Annotated in this window: 16 protein-coding genes; 8 read left to right on the forward strand and 8 right to left on the reverse strand. The window is 70.4% G+C overall.

Translation table 11 applies throughout. The features are described from left to right. Window positions 1–4 precede the first annotated feature (4 nt). From LMU33_RS17725 to LMU33_RS17740, 4 genes are all read left to right on the forward strand, one after another. A complete protein-coding gene (locus LMU33_RS17725; RefSeq protein ID WP_228621355.1) occupies window positions 5–700 on the forward strand; it encodes a GntR family transcriptional regulator in 696 nt (231 codons plus the stop codon). Window positions 701–770: 70 nt separating this feature from the next. Next, entirely contained in the window at window positions 771–1,421 is a 651-nt protein-coding gene (locus LMU33_RS17730) for a putative DNA-mimic protein (RefSeq protein ID WP_228621356.1), read from the forward strand. A gap of 88 nt (window positions 1,422–1,509) precedes the next feature. Next, entirely contained in the window at window positions 1,510–1,749 is a 240-nt protein-coding gene (locus tag LMU33_RS17735; protein WP_228621357.1) for a DUF6400 family protein, read from the forward strand. After that, a complete protein-coding gene (locus LMU33_RS17740) occupies window positions 1,736–1,966 on the forward strand; it encodes a hypothetical protein (protein WP_228621358.1) in 231 nt (76 codons plus the stop codon). Before LMU33_RS17735 ends, LMU33_RS17740 begins: the two co-directional genes overlap by 14 nt. A 60-nt stretch (window positions 1,967–2,026) precedes the next feature. On the opposite strand, the gene LMU33_RS17745 is transcribed toward LMU33_RS17740, so the two are convergent. From LMU33_RS17745 to LMU33_RS17755, 3 genes are all read right to left on the reverse strand, one after another. Next, on the reverse strand, window positions 2,027–3,844 hold the full coding sequence (locus tag LMU33_RS17745; RefSeq protein WP_228621359.1) for a bifunctional metallophosphatase/5'-nucleotidase: 1,818 nt from the start codon (window positions 3,842–3,844) through the stop codon (window positions 2,027–2,029). 200 nt (window positions 3,845–4,044) lie between these two features. Then, window positions 4,045–4,257 carry a hypothetical protein gene (locus LMU33_RS17750; RefSeq protein WP_228621360.1) on the reverse strand — a complete coding sequence of 71 codons (213 nt, stop codon included), beginning with the start codon at window positions 4,255–4,257 and terminating at the stop codon, window positions 4,045–4,047. A gap of 91 nt (window positions 4,258–4,348) precedes the next feature. Next, a complete protein-coding gene (locus LMU33_RS17755) occupies window positions 4,349–5,632 on the reverse strand; it encodes an adenylosuccinate synthase (RefSeq protein ID WP_228621361.1) in 1,284 nt (427 codons plus the stop codon). Between the two features lie 196 nt (window positions 5,633–5,828). Here LMU33_RS17755 and LMU33_RS17760 point away from each other — a divergent pair, with 196 nt between their 5' ends. Continuing rightward, window positions 5,829–6,668, forward strand: coding sequence for a diacylglycerol kinase family protein (locus LMU33_RS17760; RefSeq protein WP_228621362.1), 840 nt, complete (start codon window positions 5,829–5,831; stop codon window positions 6,666–6,668). A gap of 346 nt (window positions 6,669–7,014) precedes the next feature. Next, window positions 7,015–8,526, forward strand: a complete 1,512-nt coding sequence (locus LMU33_RS17765) for an APC family permease (protein WP_228621363.1) — start codon at window positions 7,015–7,017, stop codon at window positions 8,524–8,526. A 6-nt stretch (window positions 8,527–8,532) separates the two neighbouring features. Here the strand turns inward: LMU33_RS17765 and LMU33_RS17770 are convergent, their stop codons facing one another. Continuing rightward, window positions 8,533–9,033 (reverse strand): GbsR/MarR family transcriptional regulator, encoded by a 501-nt coding sequence (locus tag LMU33_RS17770; RefSeq protein WP_228621364.1) that lies wholly within the window; start codon window positions 9,031–9,033, stop codon window positions 8,533–8,535. A gap of 73 nt (window positions 9,034–9,106) precedes the next feature. On the opposite strand from LMU33_RS17770, the gene LMU33_RS17775 reads away from it, so the two are divergent. Next, window positions 9,107–10,009 (forward strand): ABC transporter ATP-binding protein, encoded by a 903-nt coding sequence (locus tag LMU33_RS17775; RefSeq protein WP_228621365.1) that lies wholly within the window; start codon window positions 9,107–9,109, stop codon window positions 10,007–10,009. Further along, complete coding sequence (locus tag LMU33_RS17780) at window positions 10,006–11,589, forward strand: ABC transporter permease (RefSeq protein ID WP_228621366.1); 1,584 nt, start codon at window positions 10,006–10,008, stop codon at window positions 11,587–11,589. The genes LMU33_RS17775 and LMU33_RS17780 overlap by 4 nt, the downstream gene beginning before the upstream one ends. A 2-nt stretch (window positions 11,590–11,591) precedes the next feature. Here LMU33_RS17780 and LMU33_RS17785 read toward each other — a convergent pair whose 3' ends face one another. The 4 genes from LMU33_RS17785 to LMU33_RS17800 form a co-directional block, all read right to left on the reverse strand. Further along, window positions 11,592–12,188 carry a Uma2 family endonuclease gene (locus LMU33_RS17785; protein ID WP_228621367.1) on the reverse strand — a complete coding sequence of 199 codons (597 nt, stop codon included), beginning with the start codon at window positions 12,186–12,188 and terminating at the stop codon, window positions 11,592–11,594. 87 nt (window positions 12,189–12,275) lie between these two features. Next, the gene (locus LMU33_RS17790) at window positions 12,276–13,499 is read right to left on the reverse strand and encodes a cytochrome P450 (protein WP_228621368.1); all 1,224 of its coding nucleotides are present in this window, start codon (window positions 13,497–13,499) and stop codon (window positions 12,276–12,278) included. Window positions 13,500–13,617: 118 nt separating this feature from the next. Beyond that, a complete protein-coding gene (locus tag LMU33_RS17795; RefSeq protein WP_228621369.1) occupies window positions 13,618–14,283 on the reverse strand; it encodes a response regulator in 666 nt (221 codons plus the stop codon). Next, window positions 14,280–15,617 (reverse strand): sensor histidine kinase, encoded by a 1,338-nt coding sequence (locus LMU33_RS17800; RefSeq protein WP_228621370.1) that lies wholly within the window; start codon window positions 15,615–15,617, stop codon window positions 14,280–14,282. The genes LMU33_RS17795 and LMU33_RS17800 overlap by 4 nt, the downstream gene beginning before the upstream one ends. Between the last annotated feature and the right edge of the window lie 72 nt (window positions 15,618–15,689).

Consider the following 15,689-nt stretch of genomic DNA (forward strand, 5'->3'; position numbering starts at 1 on the left):
GACCATGCCCGGCAACGGCGCCGTGACACGCAGCACCCTGCGCCAGCAGATCGCGGACGCGCTCCGTGACGAGGTGCTCGCGGGGCGGCTGCGGCCGGGCCGGGCGTTCACGGTCAAGGAGATCGCCGAGCAGTACGGCGTCTCCGCCACCCCCGTCCGCGAGGCGCTGGTCGACCTGTCCGCGCAGGGCATCCTCGAGGCCGACCAGCACCGCGGATTCCGCGTGCCGGAGTACTCCGTCACCGACTACCGGAACATGATCGAGGCCCGCAACCTGGTCACCGACGGCATGTTCCAGGCCCTCAGCACCGGCCACCCCGCGTTCCGCACCCCGCCCGAGGACCCCCGGACGACGGCCGCGCTGACCACGGTGCGCCGCCGCGGCGAGGAGGCCGCGCGGGCCGCCGCGGCCGGCGACCTGACGATCCTGATCGGCTACGACCTCCGCTTCTGGCGCGAGCTCAGCGCGCTGTTCGGCAACCCCTACCTCGGCGACTTCCTCAACCGGCTGCGCGTGCAGTCCTGGGTCTGCGCGGTGCAGCACCTGCTCCGCCTCCCCGACCTGCGCGGCCGCCTGTGGGCCGGGCACACGGACCTGGTCGACGCGCTGGCCCGCCGCGAGGCCGACACCGCCCGCGGCATCGTCGCCGCCTCCAACGCCCATTCGCTGGAGCTGCTGGAACACCTGACCAACGGGTAGATGACCAGTACCCTGCCCAGACCACCTTCTGCGGACCTACTGGCGAACCCATCTGTGCGAGGAGCTCTCTTTGGCCTGTGACCTGTGGCTGGTACCGCTCGTGGACGTGTTGTGCCACACCCCGGACAACCCGTTCGCCGAGGAACTCGCGCAGTACAACGACGCACTGGCGGCGGCCGGCCTCCCGCCGGTGCCCGTGTACCAGTACATGCCGGGCCTGTCCGGCGAGGTCGCCCCCGTGGCGGGCTTCGACTACGACGCCCTGCACTTCCTCCGCCGTGCGTACCTGCTCCAGGTCTGCGGCCTGCCGGTGACGCCCGTGGACGACCTCGGCGGCGACTACGAGCAGCTCCTGGAGATGTTCGAGTCCACGGCCCAGCAGTCCCACCTGGTCTGGCACTACGACCACGCGGGCGCCTACGTCCCGGTCGACTTCCCGCACCCGTTGTCCAACGACGAACTGCTGGCGGGCGGCGGCCCGTTGGGCTCTTCCCAGACCCTGCTGCGCGAACTGGAGTACGTCGCCGGGTCGATCGGCATCGATCCGGCCAACCCCCCGGCCGCCCCGGCCCCGCCCACGGCCCCCACGGAGCTGGAGGAACCGGCCGTCCCGGCGCCGTACGACCCCAGCCCCTTCGCCCGCGAACGGCACGTGTGGCTGGGGCTGCACGCGGCGGCGACGCGCTCCCTGGCGCAGGGGTCGATGATCGTCTTCAGCTGAGTGTCACGTCGGCCGGGGATGTGTGAGCTGGTGTGATTTCACCCACCTCTTCTTGCCGTGGGGGAAATGCCTGCCTACGTTCGGTGGCATGTCCCCCCACGACCCCGCCTTCGACTTCAGCGTCGACCTGAGCTCGCACGAGATGCTCCGGCGCACCCACGTCATGGCCGCCCTCGGCCCCGACTGGGACCCCGCGGCGGCGCTGCGCGGCGAGGAGGAGGCGCGTGCGCTGCTGTACTCCGGGCTGGACGCCGAGCAGCAGCGCATCTACGACGAGCTGGTGGCGGCCGGTGTGCTCCCGGCGGGGCCCGGCGATGCTGCCGCTTGATCCGCAGGCCGACATAGGACGGCGCGCCTGGGTGGCGTGCCCGAACTGTGACGACCGGGCCGGCTGCGAGACCTGCCGGCAGGGCGGCACCTGCACCGCGCACTGGCGCTACCTGCTCTCCAACACCGGCAGCCTGCTGCACCTGCAGTGCCCCTCGTGCACCCACGTATGGACCCACGAGACGAACTTCGGCGCCACACGCTCGTCCGAGCGGTGAGCGGTGCGGACCTGGTCGTCCGCACCGCTCAGCGCTCCGCGTCGGTCGAGGACGCCGCTCCTAGAAGACCGGCGTGCCGGCCTGGGTCAGCTTCCAGTTGGTGGCGGCGAAGTCGGCCGGGTCCAGGGTCTTCTTCGCGGTCACGTAGTCGATCATCAGCTGACGGATCTCGTTGGTCGAGCTGTAGGCGATCGGCGCCGAGGCGATGTGCGGATAGCCGGAGCCGCCGTTCGCGCGGTAGTTGTTGACCGCGACGACGAAGACCTGGTCGTCGGCGATCGCCGCGCCGTTGTAGGTGAGGTTCTTGATCCTCGAACCCTCCGGCTGCGCGATGTCGATCTCGTAGTCGACGCCCGCCGCCGTGTCGTACATGTAGTCCCAGAAGTTGTTGGCGTTGGTGAGGGTCGCGGTGTCGACCTTCGTGCCGGCCGGGACCTGGTGGTAGTACTTCGCCGCGTACTCCAGGTAGTCCTTGAGCTGGGCGCCCGTCAGCTTCTTGCCGTACAGGGTGTTGTCGTAGATGTAGAGGCCGGCGATGTCCTTGATGGTGACGCTGCCCTGGGGGATGTCGGCCGTGCGGGAGAAGGGGGCCGCGACCGAGATCAGCGGGAGCGCGGCGTCCGACGCCGACAGGCCGGCCTTCACGCTCTCCATCTGGACCTTGTGGATGAAGTCCATGATCGGCACGTCCTTCCAGCAGGAATCCGCCGCCGAGAGGTCCGCCGTACACGTGCCGACCGCCGTGTTGACGTACTTGACCACCAGCTCGTGGTCGGCCTCCAGGAGCTTCTTGATCTCCGGGTCCTCGTCCACGGTGTTGGGGTTGAGGGTCTGTGCCGTCTTGCTCGTCACCTTCCACTGGCCGTGGTGGAGTTCGAGCTCGAAGTCGAAGACGCTGAGGCGGTAGCCCCAGCAGTACGGCTCCGACAGGAGCACTTCCTCGCCGGTCTCCGCGTTCTTCACCGTGTAGGACGGGACCTCGACGTGCGTGTGGCCCACCAGGATCGCGTCGATGCCCGGCACCTGCTCGGCCACCAGGTTCGACGCGTTCTCGACGTACGGGAGCGAGTCGCCGTAGGAGGACGAGCCGTCCATACCCGAGTGGTCCGTCAGGAAGACGACGTCACAGCCCAGTGCGCGCAGGCGCGGCACGTACTTCTTCGCCTGCTCGACCAGGCCCGGGAACACCATCCGGCCGCTGACGTTGTCCTTGTCCCACAGCGCGATACCGGGGTTGGTCAGGCCGAGGATGCCGACCTTGATGTCCGGGGCGCCCGGCACGCAGATGCGCTTGACGGTGTACGGCTTGAAGGCCGGGCGCAGCGTCTTCGCGTCGAGGGCGTTGGCGCCCAGCAGCGGGAAGCGGCACTGGCTCTCGAACTTGCGCAGCACCTCGATGCCGTAGTTGAACTCGTGGTTGCCGAGGGCGGCGGCGTCGTAGCGCATGTGGTTCATGGCCACGGCCATCGGGTGCCTGGGACCCCTCTTGCCGTCGGTGCCCGTGATCGGGTCGATGCGCGCGAAGTAGTAGGCGAGCGAGGTGCCCTGGATGATGTCGCCGGCGTCGACGAGGAGGACGTGGTCCTCGCCCTTGGCCGCACGCTGCTGCTTGATGAGGGTGGCCACGCGCGCCACGCCCACGGAGTTGCCCGCCTTGTCGGTGTAGGGGGCGTCCTTGTAGTAGTCCCAGTCGAAGACGTGGCTGTGCAGGTCGGTCGTGCCGAGGATGGAGAACGACCAGGTGCGCGGCTTGTGTTCGCGCTTCTGCTCGGCCGCCTGCGCGGGGGCCGCCGCGACGGTCCCGGCAGCGGCGACGGCCGCCCCGGTGACGGCCGACTTCTTCACGAACTCCCGGCGGTTCATGGGACTGAGGGGCATTCAAGGCTCCTGGTTTGGCTGGAGTTGGCGACGAGCAGTGGCGGTGCAGTGCGGAGGCTACCCGCGTAGATGCTGCTCGCGTCCGGGATTGCCGGAAAACCAGGAAAAGGTCATGTCCAGGTCAAGGATGGGTCAGTTGTGCGGCCTGTGCGAACCCTGGGGAAACAGCCGGTGTCGGATACGGCCGATGACCCCGATGTTCAGACACGGCCGATGAGTCTGACCTCCGGCGGCCACAGCACCCCGCTCGCCATCAGCAGGGAAGGACCGAGATGCACCGGGCACACCCGCAGCGGAGGCAGCTGGTACCGGGCGACCTCGAAGATCGCGGGGTCGGAGCAGTCCGTGAGCTCGGCGTCGGCGCCTTCGCCGCCGTACGGTCCCCGGCACCGCATGTCCCGGTGAACGCTCATACTCCGATTGCACCGCGCGGGACGACTCAGCGCCCGCCGATCACGCCCGGAGGCGGACCGGCGGGCGCTCCCGCCCGGTGCCCGGAGTTGCCTACAGGAACGAGTTGATCTCGATCGTCTCGTCCCGGCCCGGGCCCACGCCGATCGCGGAGATCGGGGCGCCGGACATCTCCTCCAGCGCCTTGACGTAGTTCTGGGCGTTCTTCGGCAGGTCGGCGAAGGACTTCGCCTTGGTGATGTCCTCGGACCAGCCGGGCAGCGTCTCGTAGACCGGCTTGGCGTGGTGGAAGTCGGTCTGCGAGTACGGCAGTTCCTCGACGCGCCTGCCGTCGATCTCGTACGCCACACAGACCGGGATCTGCTCCCAGCCGGTCAGCACGTCCAGCTTGGTGAGGAAGAAGTCGGTCAGGCCGTTGACGCGGGTCGCGTAGCGGGCGATCACGGCGTCGAACCAGCCGCAGCGGCGGTCACGGCCCGTCGTCACACCCCGCTCGCCGCCGATCCGGCGCAGCGCCTCGCCGTCCTCGTCGAACAGCTCGGTCGGGAAGGGGCCGGCGCCGACGCGGGTCGTGTAGGCCTTGAGGATGCCGATGACGCGGCTGATCTTCGTCGGGCCCACGCCGGCGCCGGTGCAGGCACCGCCGGCGGTCGGGTTCGAGGAGGTCACGAAGGGGTACGTGCCGTGGTCGATGTCGAGCAGCGTGCCCTGGCCGCCCTCGAACAGGACGACCTTGTTCTCCTCCAGGGCCTGGTTCAGGATCAGGACCGTGTCGGCGACGTACGGCTCGATCTGCTCGGCGTAGCCCAGCAGCTCCTCGACCACCTGGTCGGCGGCGATGGCGCGCCGGTTGTACAGCTTGGTGAGGATCTGGTTCTTGACGTCGAGGGCCGCCTCGACCTTCTGCTGCAGGATCGACTCGTCGTACAGGTCCTGGACCCGGATGCCGACGCGGTTGATCTTGTCGGCGTAGGTCGGGCCGATGCCGCGACCCGTCGTCCCGATCTTCCGCTTGCCGAGGAAGCGCTCCGTCACCTTGTCGACGGTCACGTTGTAAGGCGTGATGATGTGCGCGTTACCGCTGATCAGGAGCTTGGACGTGTCGACGCCACGCTCGTTCAGACCGCTCAGCTCGGAGAGCAGGACCGACGGGTCGACGACGACGCCGTTGCCGATGACCGGAACACAAGTAGGCGAGAGGATTCCGGAAGGGAGGAGGTGGAGTGCGTACTTCTGGTCGCCGACGACGACCGTGTGGCCGGCGTTGTTGCCGCCCTGGTATCGCACCACATAGTCCACCGAGCCACCGAGCAGGTCGGTCGCCTTTCCCTTGCCTTCGTCACCCCACTGAGCACCGAGCAGCACAAGTGCGGGCACGCGCGTACACCCCTTCCGGGTGGGGCATGTCCAAGGTCGGGGGCGTGGGCGTAAGGTTCACCGCCGCGTACCACAGCGACCGCCTTTGGTCGCCAACCGTCGGACCGGATGCCCCGGAATAGACGAAGCCCCTGGCGCAATAGCGCAAGGGGCTCTTGCACAAAGATGCTACCCGAGGAAGCGAGGCAGGACCGAGGTGGCGACTTTCGCGACGTCCGAACAGCTGCTGGTGATCATCGATCCGGCGGCACGGCAGACGGACGGGGAGTCCGTACGGATCGCGAAAGACGTGCTCAGCGCGGGTGCGGCGGCCAAGGTGTGCCTGCCGGACGGGCCCGAGGAATTCGCCCGCGCGCTCGGCCGGCGGGGTTCGAGACGGCCGGTCGTGGTGGGCGACGGTCACGCTCTGGTGCGGACCGTGACGCTGCTGCACCGGGCGCGCGAGCTGGCCGGATGCGCGCTGTCGGTGGTCCCGGTGGGTGACACCGGGCTCGCCGAGTCGCTCGGGGTGCCGGGCGGGGCGGTGGCGGCGGCGCGGGCCGTGCTGGACGGGGCCGAGCGGCGCCTGGACCTGCTGGTCGACGACAGCGACGGGGTCGTCCTGAGCGGGCTGGGCATTCCGCCGCGGCCGGTGGTGCGGGCGGCGGCCGCCGTGCCGGTGACCGCGTCCTCGGGCCGGGCCTGGTACCGCTCCCTGGTCCGCACCCTCGCCCCCCGCCCGCCCCGCCTCGCCGCCGTGCCGTCCCCCGGCCCCGCCCGCCTCCGGGTCGAGGTCGACGGGCAGACGGTGCTCGACCTGGACCAGCCCGTGGAGACCGTGTCGGTCACACCGGGCACCGGCGGGCTCGCGGCGGTGGAGGTACGGCCGCTGTCGGTGGGCGCGGAGGCGACACCGGTACGGGCGTCCGGGCGGACGGTGACGGTGGTCGGCGCGGACTTCCGTTACCGGGCGGACGCGGGGGTGTCGGGGCCGGTACGGCGGCGGACGTGGCGGGTGGTGGAGGGGGCCTGGGGGCTGGTGCTGCCTCCAGCTTGAGCCGAGTTCCTTGAAACCGGCGGTGTCGAGCGAGCGGCCGAAGGGATCCGGAATGTCCCACTTCTCACCGAACGACTTGCTCACTCACGCCTGGTGACCACGGTCTGTCGGCAACCGGAAGACGGTGGCCCGCTCATCCTGCATGTCCCACGCACGCGAACCGGTCACCACTCAGGGCGACTGAACGAACACGCGCCCAGGCCGAGATTCCACAACCCCTCCATCCAATGGTCTGGTGACAAATATTTAACCGCGCCGACCCCTTCCCGCGCCCCTCCCCCGTGCACCATCCTGCTCCATCAGGACCCACCAGAACCCAGGGACCCGACACGGAAGGGGCCACCCGATGGCAGTGGACGAGGGCGTTGCCCCGGCGGCGGGCACGGCGGACGAGGAAACGGTTCATCGGCTGAAACCCAATGCCGTGGGGCTGCTCGGGGTGGTCTTCATGGCCGTCGCCACCGCCGCGCCGATCACCGCGATGACCGGCAACGTGCCCTTCATGGTGTCGTCCGGCAACGGCATCGGGGCGCCCGCGAGCTATCTCGTCGCAATGGTCGTCCTGGCAATCTTTTCCGTGGGTTTCACGTCGATGGCGAAGCACATCACATCGACCGGGGCCTTCTACGGCTTCATCTCCTACGGCCTCGGACGGACCGCCGGCCTCGCCTCCGGGCTGCTCGCGACCTTCGCGTACGTCGTCTTCGAACCGGCGCTGATCGGCATCTTCTCCACCTTCGCCACGACCACCCTGAGGGACCAGACGGGCCTGCACGTGCCCTGGTGGGCCTTCGCGATCCTGATGCTCGCGATCAACGCGACCGGCACCTGGTTCGGGATCAGCGTCGCCGAGAAGCTGCTGGTGGCGCTGCTGGCGACCGAGGTGACCGTGCTGGCGGCCATGGCGGTCTCGGTCGCCTTCCACGGCGGCGGCCCGCACGGGTTCACCTTCGCCCCGGTGAACCCGGTCAACGCCTTCAAGGGCACGTCCGCCGGGCTCGGGCTCTTCTTCGCCTTCTGGTCCTGGGTCGGCTTCGAGTCCACCGCGATGTACGGCGAGGAGTCCCGCGACCCGAAGAAGATCATCCCCAAGGCCACGATGATCAGCGTCCTGGGCGTCGGTGTCTTCTACGTCTTCGTCTCCTGGATGGCCATCACGGGCAACGGCGAGGCCGAGGCCGTGAAGGCCGCCTCCTCCGCCAACCCTCTCGCCCTGTTCTTCGGCCCCACCGATCGGTACGTCGGGCACTGGGCCGTCGATGTCATGCAGTGGCTGATGATCACCGGCTCACTGGCCTGCGGCATGGCCTTCCACAACTGCGCCGCCCGCTATCTGTACGCCCTCGGGCGGGAGGGCGTCCTGCCGTCACTGAAGAACACCATCGGCCGCACCCACGCCCGGCACGGCTCCCCGCACATCGCCGGACTGGTGCAGACGGTGGTGAGCGCCGTACTGATCGCCGCGTTCTGGATCGCGGGCAAGGACCCGTACAACGCGCTCTACGTCCTGCTGGCCATCCTCGGCACGATGGCGATCCTGGTGGTCCAGGCCGTGTGTTCCTTCGCGGTCCTCGTCTACTTCCGCAGGCACCACCCCGAGAGCCGCCACTGGTTCCGGACCTTCACCGCCCCGCTCGTCGGCGGCATCGCGATGCTCGGCGTGGTCGTCCTGCTGGTGTCCAACATGGGGGTCGCGGCGGGGGCGGAGTCCGGCTCACTGCTGCTCAAGGCGACGCCGTGGCTCGTGGCGCTGGTCGCGGCGACCGGCGTGGGCTACGCGCAGTACCTGAAGCGGCGGGCGCCCGAGCGGTACGCGCTGCTGGGGCGGACGGTGCTGGAGGAGACGAAGGAACGCTGAACGGGCTCAGCGGCCGTACTTCTGCTCCCGATGAGCGCGCCAGCGCTCCATCATCTGCGCCACGTCCTGCTCGATGAACTCGAAGAAGGCAAGCGTCTCGGCCAGCCGGCGCCCCGCCGGGGTGTCGGCGCCGAGGCCGGCCACGCCCTCCCGCAGGGCCTCCTCCCAGCGCTTGATGACGGCCTCGCGGCTGGTGAGGGCCTCGTACCACTGGTCGCTGTGCACCCGGTACCGCTCCCGGCGCGAGCCCGGCTCCCGTTCCCTCGACACCATGTGGACCTGCGCGAGATAGCGCACGGCACCGGAGACGGCGGCGGGACTGATCTTCAGCTGCTCGCCCAGCTCGGCCGAGGTCAGGGTGCCGGTGTCGGAGGCGAGGAGGGCGGCGAAGACCCGCGAGGGCATGCGCGCCATCCCCGCCTCGACCAGCTGCGCCGCGAAGTGCTCCACGAACCGCGAGACCGACTCCGGGTCCCGCTCCGGCGTACCTGTCCTCGACTCCGTCATGCCCTCACCCTAACCGGGATTCATGGACTTCCTTAACTTCACAAATTTCTGAAAGAAGCGTACGTTCGGATCCATGACGAAGGCAATCACGGTCTCCGGGCTCCACAAGTCCTTCGGCCGTACGCGCGCGCTGGACGGCCTCGACCTGGACGTCGAGGCCGGAGAGGTGCACGGCTTCCTCGGCCCGAACGGCGCCGGCAAGTCGACCACGATCCGGGTGCTGCTCGGGCTGCTGCGCGCCGACTCGGGCGCCACGCAGGTGCTGGGCCACGACCCGTGGCGGGACGCGGTGGAGGTGCACCGCAGGATCGCCTACGTGCCCGGCGACGTCACACTGTGGCGCAACCTCTCCGGCGGCGAGGTCATCGACCTCTACGGCCGCCTGCGCGGAGGACTCGACACCCGGCGCCGCGCCGAGCTGATCGAGCGCTTCGAGCTGGACCCGGCCAAGAAGGGCCGCACCTACTCCAAGGGCAACCGCCAGAAGGTCGCCCTGGTCGCCGCCTTCGCCTCCGACGTGGACCTGCTGATCCTGGACGAGCCGACCTCGGGCCTGGACCCGCTGATGGAGGAGGTCTTCCAGCGCTGCGTGGAGGAGGAGCGCGAGCGCGGCCGTACGGTCCTGCTCTCCTCGCACATCCTGAGCGAGGTCGAGGAACTCTGCGACCGGGTCAGCATCATCCGCAAGGGCCGGACGGTGGAGAGCGGGTCGCTGGCGGACCTGCGTCATCTGACCCGGACCAGCGTGAGCGCCGAACTCGCCGGGCCCCCCGACGGATTGGCCCACCTGCCGGGCGTGCACGACCTCGACGTGCGGGGACACCGGGTCCGCCTCCAGGTGGACACCGACCGACTGGACGCCGTACTGCGCTCGTTGACCGCCTCCGGAGTGCGCTCGCTGACCTCGACGCCGCCGACCCTGGAGGAGCTGTTCCTGCGGCACTACCAGGACGAGCCGGGCGAGGTGACGGTATGACGCGCCAACTGACCGGCACCGCGACCTTGTTGCGGTTCGCGCTGCGCCGCGACCGCGTGCTGATCCCGGTCTGGGTCGCGGTGAACGCGCTGATGGTCCTCTCCATGCCGAAGACCCTGCAGGGCCTGTACGGCACCCCGGCCGCCCGCGCCGACCTCAGGCACCAGATGGCGGCCAACACCTCCCTGCGCGCCATGGTCGGACCCGTCTTCGGCGACTCGCTCGGCGCGCTGACGGCCTGGCGGGTCGGGGTGTACGCGGGCGCCCTCGCCGCCGTGACGAGCCTGCTCGTCGTCGTACGGCACACCCGGGACGAGGAGGAGAGCGGGCGGCAGGAGCTGGTGTCCTCGGGGATGGTGGGGCGCCGGGCGCCGCTCACGGCGGCCCTGCTGACGGCGGCCGTCGCCAACGCGGCCCTGTGCGCCCTGCTCGTGGCGGGACTGGCCGGACAGGGCGCGCCGGGTGCCCTGGCCTTCGGGCTCGGGGTGGCGGGCGTGGGCATGGTCTTCGCCACGATGGCGGCGGTCGTCGCCCAGCTGACGGAGAGCGCCCGGCTGGCCCGGGGGCTGACGGCGGCCGTGCTGGGCGCGGCGTTCGTGCTGCGCGCGGCGGGCGACTCGGCGTCGGACGGGGGCACTGGGGGAGGTTCGTCGGTGCTGACCTGGCTGTCCCCGCTGGGCTGGCTGGAGGACCTGCGCGCCTTCGCGGCCGAACGCTGGTGGGTGCTGCTGCTGTTCGCCGCCGCCGTAGCCCTCCAGGCGGCCGTGGCCTACGGGTTGGCCGGGCGCCGGGACATCGGCATGAGCTTCCTGCCGACCCGGCCGGGACCGGCGGCCGGCCGCCTCGGCACGGCGGGCGCGCTGGCCTGGCGCTTGCAGCGCGGCAGCGTGCTCGGCTGGTCGATCGGCTTCTTCCTCGCCGGGGTCGTCTACGGCGGGATGACGGACGGCGCGGCCGAGCTCGTCGGCGACAACGCCAAGGCGCGGGAGATCTTCCAGCGGATGGGCGGCCGGTCGGGACCGACGGACGCGTTCCTCGCCGCGATGGTCGGCATGCTCGGTCTGGTCGCCGCGCTCTACGTCGTCTCCTCCGTGCTGCGGCTGAGCGGTGAGGAGACCTCCGGCCGGGCCGAACCGGTGCTGGCCGCGGCCGTGGGCCGGCTGCGCTGGGCCGCCGGCCACCTGGTCATCGCCTTCGGCGGCTCGGCCCTGCTGATGCTCCTGGCCGGCCTGGGCTTCGCCGTCGGCTACGGCCGGGAGGTCGGCCCGGTGCTGGGGGCGTGCCTGCTCCAGGTGGCCGCGGTCTGGGTGATCGGCGGGGTCGCGGTCCTGCTGTTCGGCGTGCTGCCACGGGGCGCGGTCGCGGCGTGGGGTGTCGCCGGCGCGGTGCTGCTGATCGGCTGGATCGGCCCCGCGCTGAACGCGCCGCGGGCGGTGCTGGACCTGTCCCCGTTCGGGCATCTGCCGAAGCTGCCGGGCGGGGGGATGGAGTGGGGGCCGGTGGGGGTGCTGCTGGGGCTGGCTGCGGTGCTGGTGGCCGGCGGGCTGGCGGGCGTGCGGCGCCGTGATCTGGCGGGTTGAGGTCAGTCGAGGTACTGCTTGAAGTCCTCGGTGTCGAGCTCGATACCGACGGGGTCGGGGAGGATGGCTTTGCCGCCGAGCGCGACCAAATGGATGTCCCGGTATCCGACCTGCGGGTCCGGGACAGTGTGCACAAGGATCGAGTGGTTGTCACGGTCGATCAGCAAGTACACCGGGATGCCCGCCTCACCGTACGCCCGGGGTTTGTCCACCCGATCCCGGTGGTGGGTGTCAGAGTCGTACGACGTGATCTCGACCGCCATCAGCACACCGTCGGGGTTGGCCCACTCACCTTGCCCGTTGAAGTAACCCACTGGTGCAAGAACGCCGTCAGGCCGGGCGCGGCCCTTCCGGTACGCCTCGACCTTCAGCCCCTGGCCTGTCGTGTTGAGGGTGAGGTCGGGCCGAGCTTCCTTGCACCGGAAAGCCAACCACATGGCGATCTCACCGTGGCTGCCGTTCGTCACCTTCTTGACCCCGATCCGTCCGTCGATGAACTCGAACCTGACGGTCTCGTCCTCGCGTTCGGCGAATTCCGCGATCCGCTCGAACACGTCCACCGACATCTGAGACGAGGTGCGCTCTGCCATAACCGTCATGGTGCCCTCCTTCGCAGGCAGGCACCAGCGTGACAAGCCACCGGCGGCCTTCGAGCGGAATCGCTCGGTGATCAGCCGAACGGGTGATCACCCGACCTCGACGCTCAGCCCCTCCAGCCCCCGGATCACGAAGTTCGGCTTCCGCCGCGGCTCCGCCGCCAGGGTCAGCGTGGGAGCCTGCCGGAGGAGGGCCGTCATCGAGGCGGCCAGCTCGATGCGGGCCAGCGGGGCGCCGATGCAGTAGTGGATGCCGGCGCTGAAGGAGATGTGCGGGTTGTCGGCGCGGGTCAGATCCAGGCGCTCGGGGTCGGCGAAGACGGCCGGGTCGTGGTTGGCGGAGCCGAAGAGCATCGCGATCTCCGAGCCCCTCGGGATCACCGTGCCGTCGATCTCGATGTCGTCCAGCACCCAGCGTTCGAAGAGCTGGAGCGGGGTGTCGTAGCGCATCAGCTCCTCGATCGCGGACGGGACCAGGGAGTGGTCGGCGCGCAGGGCGGCCAGCTGACCGGGGTTGCGGAACAGCGCCCACCAGCCGTTCACCGTGGCGTTGACCGTGGCCTCGTGACCGGCGTTGAGCAGCAGGACCGCCGTGGAGATCATCTCCTGCTCGGTCAGCCGGTCGTCGTCCTCGTCGTGGGCCGCGATCAGGCCGGAGACGAGATCCTCACCCGGCTCCTTGCGGCGGGCCGCAATCAGCGTCCGCAGATACTCCGAGAACTCCACCGAGGCCCGGACCGCCTGCGCGGCCGTCTCCTGCGACGGGTTCAGCTCGTACATCCCGCAGATGGCCGCCGACCAGGGGCGGAGCTGGGCGCGGTCCGCCTCGGGGATGCCGAGCATCTCGGCGATCACGGCCACCGGCAGCGGCTCCGCGACATCGGTCAGCAGGTCACCGCCGCCGTTGCGGACCAGCGCCGCCACCAGGTCGTTCGCCAGGCCGTGCACATACGGCTTCAGACGCTCGACCGTGCGCGGTGTGAACGCCTTCGACACCAGGCGCCGGATCCGGGTGTGGTCCGGCGGCTCCAGGTCGAGCATCCCGTGGTCGTTGAGGACGTGGAACGGCTCGTGCTCCGGCGGGGGCGGGGTCCGGCCGAACTCCTCGTGCGAGAACCGGTGCTGGTACGTCCGCCCCAGCCGCCGGTCCCGCAGCAGCGCCGAGACGTCCGCGTGGTGCGGCACCAGCCACTGGTCGGTCGGCTCGTACCGGATCACCCGGCCCCGCTCCCGCAGCTTTGCGTAGACCGGGTACGGGTCGGCCACGAACGCCGGGTCCCAGGGGTCGAAGGTCAGGTCGGTGGTGCCAGCCATGCGGGGACGCTAACGCGCCGGGCCGAGGTCTGACCAGGGGGAGCGGTACGACTCCGTGGGGCGGGTCGAGGAGCGGATCCATGGCTCTTCGGTTTCCGTCCCACCCGCTCGGGCGCCGTCAGCCCGGTGTCACCAGGCGTGCCTCGTACGCGAACACCGCTGCCTGGGTGCGGTCTCTGAGGCCCAGTTTGACCAGGATGCGGCTCACGTGGGTCTTGATCGTCGACTCGGCCACCACCAGGCGTTCGGCGATCTCCGCGTTGGACAGGCCCTGGGCGATCAGGATCAGGACCTCCGTCTCACGCTCGGTGAGTTCGCCGTAGGCCGCGTGCCCCGACGGGACCAGGCGCGGGGGGTCCGAGAGGCGGGAGAACTCGGTGAGCAGGCGTTTGGTGACCGAGGGAGCCAGGAGGGCCTCGCCCGCGGCCACCACCCGCACACCGTCCGCCAGCTGGCGGGCCGAGGCGTCCTTCAGCAGGAAACCGGAGGCTCCCGCGCGCAGCGCCTGGTACACGTACTCGTCCAGGTCGAAGGTCGTCAGGACCAGCACCTTCGCCGTCGCGTCCGCCGCCACGATCTCCCGGGTGGCCTCGATGCCGTTCAGCTCCGGCATGCGGATGTCCATCAGGACGACGTCCGGGGCGAGTTCACGGACCCGGTGCACCGCCTCCCTTCCGTTGACGGCCTCGCCGACGACCTCGATGTCCGGCATCGCGTTCAGCAGGACGGAGAAGCCCTCGCGGACCATCATCTGGTCGTCCGCGATCAGTACGCGGATGGTCATGCGTCCTCTTCACTCGCGGTGACCGCCGGCACCGGCAGGAACACCGTCACCTCGTAGCCCCCGTCCTCCGAAGGGCCCGCCGTCATCTCGCCGTTCAGCATCGACACGCGCTCCCGCATACCCGTGATGCCGTGCCCCGCGCCCGGCGAGGGCTTCACGAGGTGCGGCGCGGGCGGCGGGGTGTTGACTATGCGCAGGCCCAGGCCGCCGAGGACATAGCCGATCTCCACGCGGGCGCTCGCTCCCGGTGCGTGCCGCAGGGTGTTGCTCAGGGCCTCCTGCACTATTCGGTACGCCGACAGCTCCACGCCCTGCGGCAGTTCACGCACCGCTCCCGTCACCGCCTTGTCCACCGTCAGGCCGGCCTCCCGCACATTGGCCAGCAGCCCGTCGAGATCGGCCAGGGTCGGCTGGGGTGCGTCCGGCGCCTCGTAGTCCTCCGCGCGTACGACCCCGAGGACCCGGCGCAGCTCGGTCAGGGCCGCCACCGCGTTCTCCCGGATGGTGGCGAACGCCTTCTCCAGCTCCTCCGGCGGGTTCTCCACCCGGTAGGGCGCGGCCTCCGCCTGGATGGCCACCACGGACATGTGGTGGGCGACCACGTCGTGCAGCTCACGGGCGATCGTCGTGCGCTCCTCCAGGAGGGTGCGGCGGGAGCGTTCGTGCTCGGTGACCGTCTGCTGGGCGGTCACCTCCTGCTGGGCCTGACGGCGGATGTGCCGGAGCGAGACGGCCAGCAGGATCAGGGCCGACGCGAGCAGCATCGGGGGCACGTTCGTGTCGTAGCGGTGCCAGCCGAAGAGGCCTCCGGCGGCGAAGCCGTAGACCGCGGTCATCACCCACATCGAGGCCGCGGTGCGCGGGCGGGTGCGCAGTGCGACGAGCGTGAGCACCACCAGGTGGGACAGGAAGCTGCCCGGCAGCCAGGGCCAGTCGCTCCCGTCGGCCCGGCCGATCACGGCGGCGACCGTGCTCGCGCCCAGCGAGAACCAGAAGGCTCCCACCGGACGCGCCAGCGTCAGCAGGACCGGCGCCAGGGCCAGCAGCCCGCACAGCAGGGCGGCCGGCCCGGAGTCGGAGCTCGCCATGGCCAGGAAGAACGCCATCACGCCCAGCGCGGCCACCACCGCGTGCGGCAGCAGGCGCACGCCGGACAGACGACGGGTGCGCGGGCCGTCGGCGCTCAGGCGGGGCAGCGGGCGATAGGCGAAGGCGTCCTCGAACAGGTCCTGCCGCAGGCTGCGCAGGGCGTCCGCGGCCAGCCGGAACTCCGGGCTGCGCGGCCGGCCGGCCGGGCCGGGCGGTGTCGTCTGCGTGTGCGTCGTCTCGGTCACGAGGAAAACGGTAGGCGTGGCCGGGGGCGCGGTCGTCACCTTGGAGGCGGGTTCCCGGACATCCCCCTCAGG

Source organism: Streptomyces barringtoniae, from assembly GCF_020819595.1.
Taxonomy (GTDB): domain Bacteria; phylum Actinomycetota; class Actinomycetes; order Streptomycetales; family Streptomycetaceae; genus Streptomyces; species Streptomyces barringtoniae.